General features: G+C 70.9%; 16 protein-coding genes. 8 read left to right on the forward strand and 8 right to left on the reverse strand.

What is annotated here, in order from left to right; translation table 11 throughout:
- Window positions 1-176: 176 nt before the first annotated feature.
- Window positions 177-827, reverse strand: coding sequence for a type III effector protein (locus ABT288_RS22470; RefSeq protein ID WP_351610519.1), 651 nt, complete (start codon window positions 825-827; stop codon window positions 177-179).
- Window positions 828-952: 125 nt separating this feature from the next.
- Here ABT288_RS22470 and ABT288_RS22475 point away from each other — a divergent pair, with 125 nt between their 5' ends.
- The 4 genes from ABT288_RS22475 to ABT288_RS22490 all read left to right on the forward strand — a co-directional run bounded on the left by ABT288_RS22475 (window position 953) and on the right by ABT288_RS22490 (window position 4262).
- Window positions 953-1384, forward strand: a complete 432-nt coding sequence (locus ABT288_RS22475) for an Hsp20/alpha crystallin family protein (RefSeq protein WP_351610521.1) — start codon at window positions 953-955, stop codon at window positions 1382-1384.
- A gap of 118 nt (window positions 1385-1502) precedes the next feature.
- Window positions 1503-1898, forward strand: a complete 396-nt coding sequence (locus tag ABT288_RS22480) for a DUF2267 domain-containing protein (RefSeq protein ID WP_351610524.1) — start codon at window positions 1503-1505, stop codon at window positions 1896-1898.
- 80 nt (window positions 1899-1978) lie between these two features.
- Window positions 1979-2416, forward strand: coding sequence for a DUF2267 domain-containing protein (locus ABT288_RS22485; RefSeq protein ID WP_351610527.1), 438 nt, complete (start codon window positions 1979-1981; stop codon window positions 2414-2416).
- A gap of 1285 nt (window positions 2417-3701) precedes the next feature.
- Complete coding sequence (locus tag ABT288_RS22490) at window positions 3702-4262, forward strand: hypothetical protein (protein ID WP_351610529.1); 561 nt, start codon at window positions 3702-3704, stop codon at window positions 4260-4262.
- Window positions 4263-4622: 360 nt separating this feature from the next.
- Here the strand turns inward: ABT288_RS22490 and ABT288_RS22495 are convergent, their stop codons facing one another.
- Window positions 4623-5219, reverse strand: a complete 597-nt coding sequence (locus ABT288_RS22495) for a Type-2Aa cytolytic delta-endotoxin (RefSeq protein ID WP_351610532.1) — start codon at window positions 5217-5219, stop codon at window positions 4623-4625.
- Between the two features lie 122 nt (window positions 5220-5341).
- Window positions 5342-7054, reverse strand: a complete 1713-nt coding sequence (locus tag ABT288_RS22500) for an MFS transporter (RefSeq protein WP_351610534.1) — start codon at window positions 7052-7054, stop codon at window positions 5342-5344.
- A gap of 279 nt (window positions 7055-7333) precedes the next feature.
- On the opposite strand from ABT288_RS22500, the gene ABT288_RS22505 reads away from it, so the two are divergent.
- Both ABT288_RS22505 and ABT288_RS22510 read left to right on the forward strand, forming a co-directional pair.
- Window positions 7334-8215 carry a TetR/AcrR family transcriptional regulator gene (locus tag ABT288_RS22505; RefSeq protein WP_351610537.1) on the forward strand — a complete coding sequence of 294 codons (882 nt, stop codon included), beginning with the start codon at window positions 7334-7336 and terminating at the stop codon, window positions 8213-8215.
- Window positions 8216-8328: 113 nt separating this feature from the next.
- Window positions 8329-9369, forward strand: a complete 1041-nt coding sequence (locus ABT288_RS22510; RefSeq protein ID WP_351610540.1) for a vWA domain-containing protein — start codon at window positions 8329-8331, stop codon at window positions 9367-9369.
- Between the two features lie 166 nt (window positions 9370-9535).
- Here the strand turns inward: ABT288_RS22510 and ABT288_RS22515 are convergent, their stop codons facing one another.
- Together ABT288_RS22515 and ABT288_RS22520 are read right to left on the reverse strand one after the other, a co-directional pair.
- Entirely contained in the window at window positions 9536-10366 is an 831-nt protein-coding gene (locus tag ABT288_RS22515; protein WP_351610543.1) for an alpha/beta fold hydrolase, read from the reverse strand.
- 151 nt (window positions 10367-10517) lie between these two features.
- Complete coding sequence (locus ABT288_RS22520; RefSeq protein ID WP_351610615.1) at window positions 10518-11183, reverse strand: DUF4097 family beta strand repeat-containing protein; 666 nt, start codon at window positions 11181-11183, stop codon at window positions 10518-10520.
- Between the two features lie 255 nt (window positions 11184-11438).
- Between ABT288_RS22520 and ABT288_RS22525 the strand changes: the two genes are divergently transcribed.
- Both ABT288_RS22525 and ABT288_RS22530 read left to right on the forward strand, forming a co-directional pair.
- Window positions 11439-11678, forward strand: coding sequence for a hypothetical protein (locus ABT288_RS22525; protein ID WP_351610546.1), 240 nt, complete (start codon window positions 11439-11441; stop codon window positions 11676-11678).
- Window positions 11678-12055 (forward strand): toxin Doc, encoded by a 378-nt coding sequence (locus tag ABT288_RS22530; protein ID WP_351610548.1) that lies wholly within the window; start codon window positions 11678-11680, stop codon window positions 12053-12055. The genes ABT288_RS22525 and ABT288_RS22530 overlap by 1 nt, the downstream gene beginning before the upstream one ends.
- 97 nt (window positions 12056-12152) lie before the next feature.
- Here the strand turns inward: ABT288_RS22530 and ABT288_RS22535 are convergent, their stop codons facing one another.
- Genes ABT288_RS22535 through ABT288_RS22545 form a run of 3 tightly spaced genes read right to left on the reverse strand, consistent with a single transcriptional unit; the run spans window position 12153 to window position 16440 of the window.
- Window positions 12153-13475, reverse strand: coding sequence for an aminotransferase class III-fold pyridoxal phosphate-dependent enzyme (locus ABT288_RS22535; RefSeq protein ID WP_351610551.1), 1323 nt, complete (start codon window positions 13473-13475; stop codon window positions 12153-12155).
- Window positions 13472-15028 (reverse strand): aldehyde dehydrogenase family protein, encoded by a 1557-nt coding sequence (locus tag ABT288_RS22540; RefSeq protein WP_351610554.1) that lies wholly within the window; start codon window positions 15026-15028, stop codon window positions 13472-13474. The genes ABT288_RS22535 and ABT288_RS22540 overlap by 4 nt, the downstream gene beginning before the upstream one ends.
- Before the next feature lie 35 nt (window positions 15029-15063).
- Window positions 15064-16440 (reverse strand): KamA family radical SAM protein, encoded by a 1377-nt coding sequence (locus ABT288_RS22545; RefSeq protein WP_351610557.1) that lies wholly within the window; start codon window positions 16438-16440, stop codon window positions 15064-15066.
- Window positions 16441-16466: the final 26 nt, after the last annotated feature.

Here is a 16466-nt window from a genome sequence, read left to right on the forward strand (position 1 = left end):
ATGCTGGTTGCGCCGGCGCAGGCAGGCGTGCAGGTCGCGGGCGAGGGCGGCGCCTGCACGCCATTGCCGGGCATCCCCTGGCATCCGAGATCGGCCGCTTGGCGCTGATGGCTTCCGTCGCGCCTACCAGCCAAGACACCTCAGTGACTGCGATACCGCCACACCGTGCGCATCGGTCAGTCGGAGGCGGCGATCGCGGCTTGGGCGGTGAGGGTGTCGAGTCGGGCGGCGAGGTCGGGGTGGACGGTTGCCAGGTGGGGACGGGCTGCGTTCAGGGGGCGCACGAGGGCGGCAGGATCGTCCTGGGCGAGAGCCGCGTCGAGCTGGCCGACGGGGCCGCGGGCGGCAGCGGGTAGGTCGGTGAGGGTGGTGATCTGGGCGGCGATGCGGCGCAGGTCGGCGGCGTTACGCCGGGCCCAGGCGACCTGGGCGCGGTCTGCGGCGCGGCGTTCGCGGGTGGCCTGGACGCGTTGTTCGCCGGTGGTTCCGGCGGGGCCGGGTCGACCCCGCAGGTAGCGGCGTTCGGCGGCCTGACGGCTGGCGACGCCGAGCGGGTGGGCGAGGTCTGCCCAGCTGGCGCCTGCGCGGCGGGCTGTTTCGATCAGGCCGGTTTCCCAGCCGGCGAGCTGCTCGCGCACCTCGCGCAGCAGCAGGAGGGAGGCCAGGGCCTGCTCGGGACCGGCGCCCGTGTCGTCGGGGGCGCCGGATACCTCGTGGGCGGCGCGCAGGGCTTCGTTGATGGTTTCCAGGGCCGCCGCGGCAGCGAGAAACGAGGCCGGGCTGTGGGCGCCGGAACCGGACGGGACCGGCTGGTCGGCTGCTGTCATCCGCGCCTCCTTCCGAAGCGTCGTCCTTTCGGTGACATCGTGTTTGTCATCCATTGGATGACATGTTACAACGTATACGAGGCGCATTGGCAGACCCTGCCCGACCCCTCTGGAGGTGTTTCACGATGTTGATGCGCACCGACCCCTTCCGTGAGCTCGACCGGCTGGCTCAGCAGCTGATGGGCACCGGCACCTGGTCCCGGCCGTCCGCGATGGCCATGGACGCCTACCGCGAGGGCGACGAGTACGTGGTGGCCTTCGACCTGCCGGGGGTGAGCCCGGAGGCGATCGACATCGACGTCGAGCGCAACATGCTGACCGTCAAGGCCGAACGCCGGCCCGTGGCGAAGGCCGACGACGTGCAGATGGAACTGTCCGAGCGGCCACTGGGTGTCTTCTCCCGCCAGATCGTGCTGGCCGACACGCTGGACACCGAGCACATCAAGGCCGACTACGACGCCGGGGTGCTCACCCTGCGCATCCCGATCGCCGAGCGCGCCAAGCCCCGCAAGATCGCCATCGGCGGGGGAACCTCCCAGAAGGAGATCTCCGGCTGACCGGCGGCGGCAGGAGCCGCCCAGCGGCGGAGGACGGGCATCCGATCTCCCCCTCACCCGCCCTCCGCCCACCGGAGCAAGAACCGGAGCAAGAAACCGAAGAAGGGTGGCGGCCGACGTGACCCTGCGACGCGAAGCGTTCCTCGACCATGTGAAGGAACGCGGCGAGTACAAAAGTGAGCAGGAAGCAGAACGCGCGGCCCGCGTGGTTCTCGCCCTCCTGGGCGCGCATCTGGTCGGCGAGGTACGCGCCCAGCTGGCGGCGCGCCTGCCGGAGGACTTCGCCCTGATCCTGCTCAACCCGCTGACCAGCGCCGAGCCGCTGTCACCGGAGAGGTTCGTGCGGGCGACGGCGGCCTGGATCGACGGGGCCACCGAGCAGACCGCGGCCTGGGACGTCAGCGCCGTCCTCAGCACCGTCGCCGACGCTGCCGGCGACGACCTTCTGGGCCGGACCCTGCTCCAGCTCCCCGCAGGCTACGACCTCCTCTTCGGCCACCCCCAGCCCACCTGACCATCCCCGCACCCGGTGCCCCGCACCCTGCCGGGCACCGGCACCACGACCTCGGCGACAGAAAGGCAACCACCCAAGTGATGTCCGACCAGCTGCGTGCACCGCTTCAGCACGTGCCGGTGATGACGTACGAGCAGATGCTGGAGAAGGTCCGCTACGAAGGCGCCTACCCCACCCGGGAACGCGCCGAAGAAGCCGTCCGACTCGTCGTTGCGGGACTCGGACGCCAGCTGACGGGCGACGAACGCGTCGACCTGGCCGCCCGCCTGCCCTGGGAGGCCGCACGCATCCTCACCGAACAGATCCCCGACACCCAGCCCCTGACCGGCTGGGCCCTCGTCAAGGACCTCGCCGCCCGCAGCGGCGCCACTATGGCCACCACCCGCTGGGACACCGGCTCCGTCCTCGCCGCCGTCGCCGCCGCGGCCGGCCCCGAACTCCTCACCCGCATCCTGCGTCAGCTCCCCTCCGGCTACGCGTTGCTGTTCGGGCGCGCCGAACTCACCCCAGCCGCCTGAGCAGGCTGGACACCAACAGATTCAGGAGAGCCCCGGCGCCCGCCTCACGCCGGGGCCCCTGCCCCACCACCGCCGGCCCGTCCTGGCACGATGCGCAGCCGCTGCCGACGCCCTGCCCCGCCGCCCCGCCGGGCTGATCCCCGAGGCCACAGGCCGGCGACGTGTACGTCGCGGAGGAGACGGCGATGCGCAGCTTCGTCAAGCGGGCCGGTTTGCCTGGTGTGCCCGTGTCGCTTGGTCACACGCTCGGAGCAGCGCCCTGGATGGGGGCCTGAACAGGTCTCGCTCCGGGCGCCGGTGGACGGTGCGGCTGGTCCCCCACGGTCGCCCGTCTGCCGGGGTGTGTGTCATCAACTGTGCGGATCCCACCTGTTCGTGCGCGGATCCCACCTGTTCGCCGGATCCTTCGCGTTTTCGTGACCCGGTCCAGGGACCCGGTCCAGGCCCGTACTCAGGCACTGCGACATGTCCGTGAGCATGTCGCCCGTGTCGAGGTCACGGCCGGCGCGGGGTGTCGGTGCCGCAGCGAGTCGTGTGCCTGGCGTTCGGAGCCGGTCACCCGGTGTCCCGGGCTGCCGGTCCTGGTGCTGGTCCCAGACGTTCTCGGACGCGTGTGGGTGATGGCAGAGGTCTGTTCGGTGTGTGCCCGCAGGGTGCCCCGCTGCAAGATCGTCGAAGAGAGTCCGCGGCCAGAACCACAGACGGCACCGCAACCGGAACCCAGCCCGGAGCCGCCCGACTGCACCGTCTGCGACCGCGAGGCCACTGTCGGGCCCGGGCTGAAGTCCCGCAAGGGCGAGTCGGTTCCGGAGTCCGATGGACGGGGCTTTGGCCCTCCCGGCGCGGGCTGGGCGCCGCGGCGCAGGCGCCGCGACGGGAGCGTGCGGCTCATCACGGAGGATGTCTCCCGAGGCTCGCACCGGGCTGGGTGACGCCGCGCTGGAGGAGCTGATCGAGGACGGCCGGCTCCGCACCAGTGCCGGCTGTCCGGGCCGCCGCGCCCGGAGCCCCGCCCGCCATGGCGAGCGCGAGGTCGCGAAGATCACCGACAGTTCGTGGTCTTCGTACCGGCTTCCGCCGGCAGCCTCGCCCGGCACCGAAAGGCGACTCCACCCTATCGGGGGCCAAGTCCGATGGTCGGCCCGTCACACCAGCTGCTGCAGCTCCCAGTGGGGGGCCGTACCAGCAATACGCTCACCGTGAGCGGCTCAGGAATTGAGCAGAGTCGCAGGCCTCCGGCGTGTATGGGCGGGCGATGGCGCCTTCGTGGCGCGAAGCTGAGGGCGTGAGTATCAGAAGCGAGCATCCGGCGAGTGCTGAACAGATCTATGCAGCACTGGTCGCTCTCGGGGCTGAGCCGGTGGCGCATCCGGAGGCACGGCCCGAGGAACTGCGGGAAGCGGACCGTCTGCGGCTGCTGGGGGGTCTGCTGGCCAAGACAGAGTTGGAGATCACCACCGCCACGCGTCTGACCGAGGAGGGAGAGATCGAGGACGTCCTCGACACGATGCTCGGCTGGACGGATCAGCTTGGTCCCGACCCCGGCCTCGCGGTCAACGTCCTGACGAACAGACTGCAGCGCACCGCCATGCAGGTCTCGGAATCCGAGGCGGACGAAACACCTCCGGGCCAGGAGGCGTCCTTCGCCGCCGCGATGACGGCGTTGTACACCCTCAGCGCCCAACTCCACGCCGACCGAGGTGACGTGGAGGCGACCCGCCGAGCTCTCAGCGGGGCGGAGGAAGCCCTCATCGACATCATCCAAGGCATGCATGACCTGCGCGTCGCCATCGGCGACGCGCCCGCGGAGGACGAAGAGCCGGAGGACGAAGAGCCGGAGGACTGACTGCCGGCCGGCGCAACAGGTTGGGCCGAGCGGGCTGAGGTCCCATCGACATGGCCTCCTTCATGGCCGGCCTCCCCTTCCCCGCCGACCGCACGGCCGCCGCAGTGGTTGAGGGGAACGGCGGCCTGTGCCGCAGGAAGGGCGGAGCGGCGGTCTCGCGGCCGTCGGAGAGGACAGCGAAGGCGGACAGGCCCAGGTCGATCCCGGGTGTCGGATGACCGGTGGGAGCGTATCGAGCCGCTGCTGCTCAGTGCCAACTGTCCATCGGTACGGGGTAGTTGTCGGCCTCTGTTCCATTCGTTCCGCTGACTGAGCGATGCGCGATTTCGTGGCCCGGGACGGCGGGCCGTGATCGGAGGTTCAGGCCGCGTTCGCGAGCTTCTGGCGTACGACGATCGCGTTGAGCCGGACCGCGAACGGTGCGGTGTCAGTGAGGCCCAGGGTGCTCACGCGGGACTTGTCGAGGCCGATGGTGACGTCGGCGCAGAAGGCCACGGCGTACAGATACGGGCCGGCTTCCTCGTCCTGGAGGGCGAAGAACAGGTCGCGGTAGTAGCTGGTGTGGTCCGGGCCCTCGTCGTAGTAGGCCAGTCCCGGTTCGCCCTCCTGTGCCGCGAGACGGGTGAAGGCGTCCGTGAGGTCGCGCTCGACGGTGTCCCAGAACGACGCCTGAGCCGCCTCGGGCGGGAGCGCCTGACGGACCGCCTCCTTGAGGGAGAGGGCCATCACCAGGATCGGCGCCTCCTCCTGGAGCCCCCAACCGCGGACCATCTTGACGATGTCGCTGTCGGGGAGTGCGGCGGCGGCATCGCGGATGTGGCCGAAGTCGTAGTTGACGGTGGCGGGCGCGATCGCCTCCTGGAAGGCACGCCCCAGGGCTTCCGCTTGGGCACGGTGAGCCTCTCCCACCTGGGTGACTGTCCTGAAACTGGCTGCCAACTGCCCCTCCTTCAACATTTTGTTGCACTAGTGGGGCGTCAGTATGCCGTAGCGGTACGCCACCGCCAGCCGTGGGGCGCCGGCCGGGCAGCCACCGCGGGGTGGTGCCCGGCCGTTCGTCTCGCCGGGGCCGCCGGGTTTCAGTGACCGGCGGAGCCTTCGGGGCGTGCGTGGCGCGGCAGGAGGAAGGAGAGCAGGAACGTCAGGACGAGCATGCCGTCGACGATCCACAGCACCGTCTTCATCACGGAGCCGAAACCGCTGCGGAAGGCCGACTTCGCGGTGGTCTCCAGCGCGCCGGGTATCCGGGCGCCGGCTTGCGGCGACGTCACGGCGGACCGGGTGTCCTTCTCCAGGCGGGCGCAGGACGCCGGGGTGGCGGCCGGATCCTTGGCGACGGCACGGTCCGAGGCGCACCGCCGCAGGTCCGCCACGACGCGGTCCTGGGCGGCCGGTGCCACGTGCGCGGCGCTCAGCTGACCGCGCAGGCCGGTCGCGTGGTGGTCGACGGCGGTGGCGATGCCGCCGCCCAGCAGGCCGAAGAACACGGTGCCGAGGAGCGCCACGCCGAAGGCGCCGCCGAGTTGCTGCATCGCGGTCATCGTGCCGGACGCCGAGCCCGTCTCGTGCTGCTCGACGCTGGCGAGCACGATGTCGAAGAAGGGTGCCATCAGCAGGCCCATCCCGATGCCGGTGACGAGCAGGGCCGGTACGAGCTGCCAGGGGCCGACGCCGCTGCCCACCGTGTCGAGGGTCAGCCACACGCCGAACACGCCGAGCGCCATGACCAGCGTGCCGGCCTGGAGCACGGCCCGGCCGAACCGGGCGACAGCCTGAGCGACGCCGAAACCGACGATCATGCCGCCCGACCAGGGCACCATCACCAGGCCCGCTTTCAGCGGCGAGTAGCCGAGGCCGATCTGGGTGTAGAGGTTGAAGACCAGCATGAAGCCCTGCATGGTCGAGAAGAAGACCAGTCCGAGGGTCATGCCTCCGCTGAACCCGCGCTTGCGGAAGAGGCTGGGGACGACCAGCGGGTCACGGCCGGCCTTGCTGCGGCGCGACTCGTAGGTGGCGAAGGCGACGAAGACGGCCACCGACGCGGCCATCATCGCGAACGTCCACCCGGGCCAGTCGTACTCACGGCCCTGGACCAGCGGGAAGATGATGAGCAGCGCGGCGAGCGAGACCAGGAGCATGCCGGGGATGTCGAGGCGCGGCCTGTCTCCGGACCGGCCCCTGGGCAGGTAGCGCAGGGCCCCGAGGAAGGCGGCGGCGCCCAGCGGCAGGTTGATCAGGAAGATCATCCGCCAGCCGGTGCCGAAGTAGTCGGCGTCCACGAGCCAGCCCGCCAGGATCGGCCCGCACACCGCGGACAGCCCCATGACCGGGCCGAACATGCCGAACGCCTTCTGCGATTCCTTCGGCGGGAACATCTCCTTGATCATGCCGAGGCCCTGCGGCAGCATCACCGCGCCGAACAGTCCCTGGACGACGCGTGCGGCGATCAGCATCTCGGGCGACACGGCGACCGCGCACAGCAGCGAGCCCAGGGTGAAGCCGGCGGCTCCCACCAGGAACATCCGGCGGCGCCCGTGGATGTCCCCGAGCCGGCCGCCGGTGACGAGTCCGACGGCCATCGAGAGGGTGTACGCGGCGGCGAGCCACTGGAGGGTGGAGGCGCCGCCGCCGAGGTCGGCCCGCATGGAGGGGCCCGCGATGTTCGTGACGACGGCGTCGAGGAGATCCATCACCTCGGCCGCGAGGATCACGAACAGTGCAGCCCAGCGCCACCGGTAGGGCGCCGGCGAGTCGGTGGGCGTCTCGGCGGACGCGACACCGGTGGTGGACATCGGAAACTCCTCGCGGAAGGCCGCGTCGCACTGAGGAGACGCGGGTGCGGTGGGGCGGGTGGAGAAACTGCCCGGCTCACTGGTACGGCCCAGGGGGACGGGCGACCGGACACTCGGGAGAACGGTGTTCACCGTAGCAGAACAACGTTCATCGAGAGAACGGCGTTCATTAAGATATAGCGCAAACGCCCGGCCGGGACAAGATATATCGCGTTCTGCGACGGTGGACGCCTCCAGCCTGGGCAGAACACTGTTCTCCAGGTCCCTAGACTGGTCCCCATGAGCGACGCGGCCGCCGGCACCCCCGCACCCCCTCCGCCGTCCCCGTGGGAGCGCGAGCGCCCCGCACGCTCCGGCGCGCCCGCACGCGCGCCGCTGTCACGCGACCGCGTCGTCGAGGCCGCCCTCACCGTGCTGGACCGGCACGGGCTCGACGGACTTTCGATGCGTCAGGTGGCGGCCGAACTGGGCGTCGCGGTCTCCGCCCTCTACGCCCACGTCAGCTCCAAGGATGACCTGCTGGAGCTCATGTACACGCGGCTCTTCGACGGCTACGCGCTCCCCGCACCCGATCCGGAGCGCTGGCAGGAGCAGCTGCGGGACTTCGCCCGCGCCTGGCGCCGGCGTCTGCTGTCCCACCGGGACATGGCCAGGATCTCCATGGGGCACGTCCCCTTCACCGCCGAACTGCTGCCGCACGTCGAGGCGTTGCTCGCCCTCTTCCGCACCGCCGGGCTGCCCGACCGCATCGCGGCGGAGGCCGGTGACCTCATCTCCACCTATATCGACGGTTTCGTCCTGGAGGAGGGCATGTGGCGGGACCGGGCCGCTCGGCACGGCGGTGGCACCGTCTCGCCGGCCCGCCCCGACTGGGGCGAGATGGCCGACGAGATGCAGAAGTACTTCGCCTCCCTGCCCGCCCAGGACTTCCCCCACCTGCGAGCCCTGTCCGGGCTGATGGTGACGGACTCCTCCGACGAGAGGTTCGACATCGGCCTGGAGATCATCCTGCGCGGCCTGGCGAGCTACCTGCCGGCCACGCCAACCGGTGCGGTTCCGAGAGCCGGTGCGGTTCCGGGAGCCGGTGCGGTTCCGGCAACCGGTGCGGTTCCGGAGGACGGCCCGGCACCGGACGCCGGCCCCGGCCCCCGCACCGCCTGAGCAGGGGCGGTCCCGGTCAGCGCGGGCCCGGTGGCCGGGCCGGGAGTCAAGATCGATTGTCAGTGGTGCGTGAGACGGTAGGAGCATCGAGTCGGAAAGAGGGGGAGCTGGTCATGTCCGGAAACCAGAACTACATCAATCACGTTGCTCTGGTGCTTGATGCCAGTTCGTCCATGTCGCATCTGAGCCGCAAGGTCGTCGAGGTCGCCGACCAGCAGATCGCGTACCTTGCCCGCCGATCGAGGGAGCTGGACCAGGAAACCCGCGTCACGGTGTACGTCTTCGCGGACAAGGTGGAGTGCGTCATCTACGACAAGGACGTGCTGCGGATGCCGTCGCTGAAGCAGCTGTACCGGGTCGGTGGAATGACGGCTCTGCTGGCGGCCGCACTGAAGTCACAGCGGGAACTGGCGCAGACGGCCCAACTCTACGGCGACCACAGCTTCCTGACGTTCATCCTCACCGACGGCCAGGAGAACGCGAGTCATCGCTGCCCGGATGCCCCTGCCAGGGATCCGCGTGAACTGGTCGAGGCCGTGGGCGAGTTGATCGCGACCCAGGAGGACAACTGGACGCTGGCCGTCCTCGTGCCCGACCAGATGGGCAAGCGCGAGGCCACGCAGTGCGGTTTCCCGAAGGACAACATCGCCGTCTGGGACGCCACGAGCACCCAGGGTCTGGAGGAGGCCGGGCAGGTCATCCAGCAGGCCACCGAGAAATTCATGGTGGGCCGCAGCCAGGGCATCCGGGGATCGCGGGCGGTGTTCTCCACGGGCGCCGAGACGGTCAACAAGGACACCATCAAGGCGGCCGGCCTCACCCCGGCGGATCCGTCGCAGTACGAGCTGATACCCGTGACGCGTGACGCAGGGATCCGGGACTGGGTCGTCGAATCCGGGCACACCTACCGTACCGGTGGCGCGTTCTACCAGCTGAGCAAGTCGGAGAAGATCCAGGCACGGAAGCAGATCGCGGTGCTGGAGAAGAAGACGGACCGGGTGTACTCGGGGCCCGAGGCCCGAGCCCTGCTCGGCCTGCCGGACGTGGAGGTTCGCGTCAAGCCGGACCACAACGACGACTTCACGATCTTCGTGCAGAGCACCAGCGTGAACCGGAAGCTCGTCGCGAACACGCGGCTGCTGCTCATGATCTGACACCGGGGAGACCCGTAGTGGTCGCTCGGTCAGCGGCGCATCCGCGAGGCCGCACGCGAGGGGAGGTGCCCGAAGCGGCTGGTCAGGGACCAGGGCAGTAGCCCGGAGCCGGATCCTTCCCGGATCCACGCAGGTTCACCTCCTGCCCTCTGCGCTGGTCGTGCCTTCAGCGACCCTCGCGGGCGAGGGCAGCCACCTCGCGTACGGCCCCGGCGATGGCGGGGAAGTCCTTGCGCAGCAGCGCACCGTGGTTGCTGGGGACCTTCGCGCTCACCTTGATGTTCGGGTTGCGGGTGACCACCGCGTCGAGGCCGGCGCGGATCCGTTCCTGCTCATCACCCCGGCTGCCCAACGACGTTCCCGAAGCGACCACGTACCGCGCCGGGACGGCGATGCCGTCCAGCACGGGGCCCAGCGCACACGCGCGGGAGAGCCTGCCGAGCTCGATGTTGCTGTCCGCCTGCTGTTCGGCCGTCATCCGCGGGGTCAGGCCCGTCGGGCGCAGCAGCGGGCTGAACCAGCTCATCCGCCTGAACAGCTTCCGGATCCGCTGCTCCATGGCCTCGTCCAGCCAGTCGTACGGGAACGCGCCGTCGACCAGCACCGCGCCCAGGGCACGCTCCGGGTTCCGGCCTGCCCAGTGTGCCGCGACGACCGCTCCGTAGGACCAGCCCACCAGCAGCGCCCGGTCCACGCCCCTGGCCGCGAGGACGGCGTCGACGTCCCGGACGGCGGCCTCGAAGGAATAGTCCGCCGAGGGCTTCGACTTCCTGCCGCGAGCCCGCTCGTCGTAGGTGATGTGCCGCCACTGCGGCCCCAGTTCGGCGACGACCCGCCGCCAGTACCCCTGCGTGGCGAACTGGCCGTTGAGGTAGACCACGGGGACACCGGGGCCGCCGGTGTCGGTGACGGCCAGGGCCGTGTCGTCGACCGGCACCATGCCGGTCCACCGCGCAGTGGTCTTCGAAGTGGTCGAGGACGTGCTGTTCTTCGTCATGGGTTCCCCCTGGTCGGGTGAGAGCGGCTTGTGCGACGTCTCTTCAGGCCTGGCACGCGGAGCGCAGGCGCTGGGGAGGACGGCCGGGTCGTCGGCGACGACCCGGCAGGACCTCGATCCGGGCAGTGCGGTCCTGCTCTTCCGGAGGCCTTCAGAGGCTGCGGGCGGTGATGTCGCCGTGGGAGGTGGTGGCGCGGATGTCGAGCTCGGCGGTGCCGTCGTTCTTCAGGGCATTGCTGATACGGCCGTAGGCGGTGCCCGCGTCCAGGACGGCCGAGACACCCGCGGCGGCACCGACCGTGATGTCACCGGACTCGGTGCGCAGCCCCACCTTGCCGCCCAGGGCCTCGGCGATCCGGATGTCGCCCCGCGCGGTGCTGATCTCCGCCGGACCACCCAGCCGGCCGACCTCGACGTCGCCGTCGATCGCGGTCAGGCGCAGGCTCGCGGCCTCGTCGAGCTTGATCTGGCGGTACGCGCCTTCGAAAACCACGTCGCCAAGGCGGCCGACGGTCCGCAGTTCGGCGCTCGCGGCCTTGGCCTCGACGCGGGAGCCGGTGGGCAGCTTGACCGTCACCTCGACCGATCCGGACGGGCCGAAGAGCTGGTTCTTCGGTTCGGCGGTGCGGATCCGCAGGACTCCGTCGGCGTAGTCGGCCTCGACCTGTTCCGCCGCCTTCACGTCCCGGCTCTTCGAGGGGTTCGCCGGCAGGACCTCGACGGTGGTGTCGGCCCGGTCCGCGGCGATGAACTGGACCCGTCCCGCGGGGATGTCCAGGACGGCGGAGATGGCGGCGGGGGTCTCGAACTTCTGCATCATGCTCTCCCGTGTTCGTTGCTCGTTTCCAACAACAGAAACGCTACGTTGCTTTCCAGGTTGAGGCAACATCCGTTTTGCACGAGAACGGCATCCATGCAGCTCAGAGGGCAAATTTCATTGCAACACCCTCCCACTTAACGCAACGACAGCGCAGTCATCGTTGCAATAGCTTGAAGGCGAACGCTATGAACGGCCTCCCCTGCGCCGAGTTCGCACCTGGCGGGCCAGGTACCAACTAGGTACCCTCGGAGCATGCCATCACTGAACGTGTCCTTCTCCGACGAGGAAATGGAAGGCGTCCGCGCCTCCGCCGCGGCGGAGGGCAAGAGTCTGAAGCAGTACCTGCATGATCTCGGTGTGCGCGAGATGCACCGCAAGCGGTTCGTCGCCGGTGCCGCCGCCTGGGCCGACAGGCTGCGCGGCGAGTTCGACGACGCGTTCCCCGACGAGGTCCCGCCGTCCCGGCGCGGCGACGGGGCCGCGGCCGCCTGATGGTGCTGCACATCGACGTTTCCTGGCTGCTCGACGTCCAGGAGGCGGCCCTCGGGCACGAGGACGTGACGGTGACCGACTACTCGGCGCTGGTGGCGGCCGTAGCGCGGCACAAGACCAGGATGCCGACGCTCGAGACGGCCGATCCGGATGCTGCCTGGCGCGCGGCCGCGCTGTTGCACACGGTCGTGCGGCTTGAACCGCTTCCGCACCGCAACAGCCTTTTCGCCGCCTTCGTGGCCGCTCAGTACATGGACCAGTCCGGAGAGGGCATCGATCCGCCGTACGGCGCTCTGTCCGACCTCGTCCGGAAGGTCCGGGACACTCGCCTGAGTGTCTATGCCGTCGCCGAGGCGCTGCGTTCCTGGAAGATCTGACGGCCGGCGCGAGGTGGCTGTGGTTCTCGGCTGCGAGAGCCGTGTTTCGGTCGTCGTACTCGCGACAGCCGTTGGCGCGACGCTCCGAGCACCAGCGCTAGCGGGTGGTCGCGGCGCACTCCGCGACGGCCTCGATCAGCAGATCGGCACCGGTGGCGGCCTGGTCCTCGCGCAGCACCAGGGGCGGTGAGACACGGACGGTGCGGTCACCGGCCTGCAGGACCAGCAGCCCGCGGCGGAAGCAGGCGGCCTCGACCCGGGAGGCGAACCGCGCCGAGGTGAAGGTGATGCCGATCATCAGCCCGAGCCCCGTCACGCTCTCCACGTCCGGCTCGTCCGCGAGGCGCCCGAGCCGGTCGAGCAGGAAGGCGCCCTGTTTCAGGGCGTTCTCGGCCAGCGACCCGGTGACGAGGTCCGTCGTCGCGAGGGCCGCCGCACAGCTGACGGGGTTGCCCCCGAACGTGGAGCCGTGCGCACCGGCCGGCCAGTCCATCACGGAGCCGCGCGCGATCATCGCGCTCAGCGGCAGACCGCTGGCGAGGCCCTTGCCGGCCAGCAGGATGTCGGGCGTCACGCCGTACCGGTCACAGGCCCAGAAGGCGCCCGTGCGCCCGCAGCCGGTCTGCACCTCGTCGGCGATCAGCAGGATGCCGTGCCGGTCGCACAGCTCCCGCAGCCCACGCAGCCAGTCCGGGTCGGCCGGTACGTATCCGCCCTCGCCGAGCACGGGTTCCACGAGGATCGCGGCCACCTGGTCGGGCGCGGTCAGCCGTGCGAAGAGCACGTCCTCCAGATAGCCGGGCACCGTGCTGGGGGTGCCGTCGCCGAGGGTGAAGGTGTCGTTGTACGGGGCGTGGAACACGCCGGGCAGCAGCGGGCCGAACCCGTCGCGGTAGGCGTGCTTCGAACCCGTCACCGACACGCTCCCGTAGGTGCGGCCGTGGAACGAGCCGAGGAAGGAGACGACGTTCGGGCGTCCGGTGTGGCGTCGCGCGAGCTTCAGGGCCGCCTCCACCGCCTCCGTGCCGGAGTTGCCCAGGAACACCCTGGCGTCCTCGCCGAACGGGCTGAGCCGCGCGAGCCGCGCGCACAACTCGGCGTAGACGGGGACGTAGAAGTCGGAGCTGCAGTAGTGCAGCAGCCGGGCAGCCTGCTCCTGGACGGCAGCGACCACGCGGGGATGGGCGTGTCCGGTGGAGTTGGTGGCGATGCCGGCGTTGAAGTCGAGCAGGACGTTGCCGTCGGCGTCCTCGATGAGGCAGCCCTCGCCGCGCACCGGCACACAGGGGTAGGCGCGGGGCAGCGACGGGCTGGTGACCCGCTCGTCCTCGGACACGGCCCGGCGGGCCCGCGGTCCGGGCAGCGGGGTGCGCAGCACCGGCCCGGAGTGGTCACCGAGTCGACGGACCTGGTCGTTCATGAGGGCAGACCTCGCAGACTGTGGAGGGTGCGGCTCTGTTCCCGCACGTAGAGGTGGGTGTAGTGCTCGCCGCCGCCGCCGCGGCCCGTGCTCCCGGAGCCCTTCCAGCCGCCGAACGGCTGCATCCCGGGCCAGGCTCCGGTGGTGGCGCCGCCGGGCCGGTTGACGTAGACCACGCCGCACTGCACGCCGTCGAGGAAGGCCGTGATCTCGTGTTCGTCGCGGGAGAACAGCCCGGCCGACAGGCCGAACCGGGTGGCGTTGGTCTCGGCCAGGGCCTCGTGGAAGGTGTCGAAACGGGAGACGGCGACCAGCGGCAGGAACAGCTCCTCCTGCCACAGGGGTTCGTCGCGCGGCACCGCGACCACGGTCGGCTCCAGATAGACCCCGTGCGCGCGGATCCCGCCCGTCAGCCGCGACCCGCCGGTGAGCACGGTCCCCGCGGCCGCGGCGCTCTCGACCGCCCGGGTGAAGCGCTTGCCCGCGCGTTCGTCGATGACCGGCCCGTAGTCCGTCGCGCGCTCGCGCGGGTCACCCACGCGCAGCCGGGCGGCCCGCTCGACGACCGCGGCGAGGAGGTCGTCGTGGACGCCGTGCTGGACCAGCACCCGGGAACACGACGAGCACTTCTGCCCACCGAACCCGAAGGCCGACCGCACGATGCCCTCGGCGGCGTCCGCGATGTCCGCGTGCCGCGTCACGATCGCGGTGTTCTTGCCGCCCATCTCGCAGATGACCGGGCGGGGCCACGGCCCGGCCGCGGTGCGCTGCAGGATCTCCGTGCCGACGTCGTGGGAGCCGGTGAAGGTGATGCCGTCGACGCCCGCACCGACGAGTTCCGCGCCGACCGTCGGTCCGTCCCCGAGCAGGACCTGCAGGGCGTTGGCCGGCACCCCGGCCGCCAGCACGGTCTGTCGCAGCCGCAGCGCCGCCAGGTAGCCGTGTTCGGACGCCTTGACGACCACGGTGTTGCCCGCGGCGAGGGCCGCGGCGGCGGGGCCCGCGACCAGCGCCAGCGGGAAGTTGAACGGCGCGATCACGGCCCACACCCCGTGCGGCCGCAGCACACTGCGGTTCTGTTCGCGGGGGGACGCGCCGGCCATGGGCCGCTCGAAGCCGCCGTCGGCCCGCCACCGGCCGCTGTAGTAGCGGAAGAACTCCGCCGCCTCCTCGGCCTCGCCGATGGCCTCCAGGCGGGTCTTGCCGATCTCCAGGGTGAGCAGTGCGGCCAGGTCGTAGACCTGCTCGGAGAGCCGTTCGGCCGCCGACTCCAGTATGTCCAGGCGCTCCTGCCAGGGCCGCCCGGCCCAGTCGGGTACGGCGGCACGGGCCACCGCCACCGCGTGGTGCACCTCGTCCGTGCGGGCCTCGGTGAAGTGCCCGACGACGATCCGCTGGTCGAGCGGGGAGCGTTCGGTGCGGTGCGGGGCTCGGGTGGCACCGGGCGGGTGCTCCGCGCTGCCGTGCCGCGCGGCCAGCGCCTGTTCGTATGCCCGGTGCAGTTCCTCCCCGGGCAGGGCCAGGTCCGCGTACGTGAGTCTGCTGGATGCCATGGATGCGTCCTTGTGGAGTCGGGGCCGGGGCGGCTTCAGGCGGCGTGCCGTTCCCACCACCGGCGGCCCTCGGGCGGCAGCGTGTGCAGCGGGTCGTAGTAGTGGAAGGTGCGTGCGGTGCCGTGCGCCCCGAAACGGGCACCGGTGGCACTGGCCTCCCAGCGGGACACCCCGGTGACCCGGTCGTACTCGGCGGCCTGGTGGACCCAGCGCTTGCCGAGGTAGGGCACGTCGCACACCAGACGGGGTGTCGCGAAGCCCGGGAGGTGGCCCATGAGCGCGTTCTGCAGTTCCTGGGCGCGGCCCAGCGGAATCCGCCAGTGCTCGCTCTCGGGGATCATGTCGCAGAGGTAGAAGTAGTACGGCATCGCACCGGCCCCGTCGAGCAGCGCGAAGCACAGGTCGAGCAGCGCCTCCGCGGAGTCGTTGACCCCGGCCAGCAGCACGCCCTGATTGCGTACGTCCCGGATGCCGGTGGCCAGGACGGCCCGGCTCGCCTCCGCCACGATCGGCGTCACGGACTGGGCGGCGTTGGCGTGGGTGTGCAGGGCGATGGCGACGCCGCGGCGGGCCGCGCGGTCGGCGAGCCGGGCGAGGCCGTCGAGCACCTCCGGCGCGAGCCAGTGCTGCGGCAGCCCGACCAGTGCCTTGGAGGCCAGGCGGATGTCACGGATGTGGTCGATGTCCAGGAGCCGGCCCACGAAGGCCTCCAGGCGCGGCCAGGGCACGTTGGCGACGTCGCCGCCGGAGACCACCACGTCCCGGACGCCCGGGGAGCGGCGCAGGTATCCGAGCATGGCCTCGGTGCGGTCCGGGGGACGCATCTGGAACCTGGTCTTGGCCACCGTGGGCGTGGAGTTGCCGACCAGGTCCATGCGGGTGCAGTGCCCGCAGTACTGGGGGCAGGTGGACACCAGCTCCACCAGCACCTTGTTGGGGTAGCGGTGGGTGAGGCCCTCCACCGCCCACATCTCGGACTCGTGCAGCGAGTCGCGGGTGGCCATCGGGTGGGACCGCCAGTCCGGCCGCCGGTCGGAGGCGAGGGGCAGCATGTAGCGGCGGACCGGATCGGCCCGGAACGCCTCGGTCAGCGATCCCGGGCCGGCCGGACTCGCGCCCGGCATCAGCGTGTTGAGCATCTGCGGTGGGACCAGCAGGGACATCGTCGCCTGCTTGTCCTGGTCGGCCTGGAGGTCGTCGTAGACGCTGTCGTGCAGCAGGTCACCGAGGACCCCGCGCAGTCCCCGGACGTTCTTGACGCAGTGGCCGCGCTGCCACTGGGCGGAGCGCCACTGCTGTGCGGTGACGCCCCGCCATCCGGGAAAGCGGGTCCAGTCGGGCTCCTCCAGGGCGCGATGGCGGTAGACGTACGGCGTCTGGCGTTCGACGGGGGCGAGGGTGGGTGCCGTCATGCGCTTACCTCCGTGTGGTGCGGCGG

This window comes from Streptomyces sp. NPDC001093, assembly GCF_040298985.1.
Classification (GTDB): Bacteria; Actinomycetota; Actinomycetes; order Streptomycetales; family Streptomycetaceae; genus Streptomyces.

Bases quoted from the DNA above. Each gene is read 5' to 3' on its own strand.
- ABT288_RS22485 (WP_351610527.1), top strand. From the start codon at position 1,979: ATGTCCGACCAGCTGCGTGCACCGCTTCAGCACGTGCCGGTGATGACG.
- ABT288_RS22500 (WP_351610534.1), bottom strand. From the start codon at position 7,054: ATGTCCACCACCGGTGTCGCGTCCGCCGAGACGCCCACCGACTCGCCG.
- ABT288_RS22515 (WP_351610543.1), bottom strand. From the start codon at position 10,366: ATGACGAAGAACAGCACGTCCTCGACCACTTCGAAGACCACTGCGCGG.
- ABT288_RS22470 (WP_351610519.1), bottom strand. From the start codon at position 827: ATGACAGCAGCCGACCAGCCGGTCCCGTCCGGTTCCGGCGCCCACAGC.
- ABT288_RS22510 (WP_351610540.1), top strand. From the start codon at position 8,329: ATGTCCGGAAACCAGAACTACATCAATCACGTTGCTCTGGTGCTTGAT.
- ABT288_RS22535 (WP_351610551.1), bottom strand. From the start codon at position 13,475: ATGAACGACCAGGTCCGTCGACTCGGTGACCACTCCGGGCCGGTGCTG.
- ABT288_RS22545 (WP_351610557.1), bottom strand. From the start codon at position 16,440: ATGACGGCACCCACCCTCGCCCCCGTCGAACGCCAGACGCCGTACGTC.
- ABT288_RS22495 (WP_351610532.1), bottom strand. From the start codon at position 5,219: ATGTTGAAGGAGGGGCAGTTGGCAGCCAGTTTCAGGACAGTCACCCAG.
- ABT288_RS22520 (WP_351610615.1), bottom strand. From the start codon at position 11,183: ATGCAGAAGTTCGAGACCCCCGCCGCCATCTCCGCCGTCCTGGACATC.
- ABT288_RS22530 (WP_351610548.1), top strand. From the start codon at position 11,678: ATGGTGCTGCACATCGACGTTTCCTGGCTGCTCGACGTCCAGGAGGCG.
- ABT288_RS22525 (WP_351610546.1), top strand. From the start codon at position 11,439: ATGCCATCACTGAACGTGTCCTTCTCCGACGAGGAAATGGAAGGCGTC.
- ABT288_RS22475 (WP_351610521.1), top strand. From the start codon at position 953: ATGTTGATGCGCACCGACCCCTTCCGTGAGCTCGACCGGCTGGCTCAG.
- ABT288_RS22540 (WP_351610554.1), bottom strand. From the start codon at position 15,028: ATGGCATCCAGCAGACTCACGTACGCGGACCTGGCCCTGCCCGGGGAG.
- ABT288_RS22505 (WP_351610537.1), top strand. From the start codon at position 7,334: ATGAGCGACGCGGCCGCCGGCACCCCCGCACCCCCTCCGCCGTCCCCG.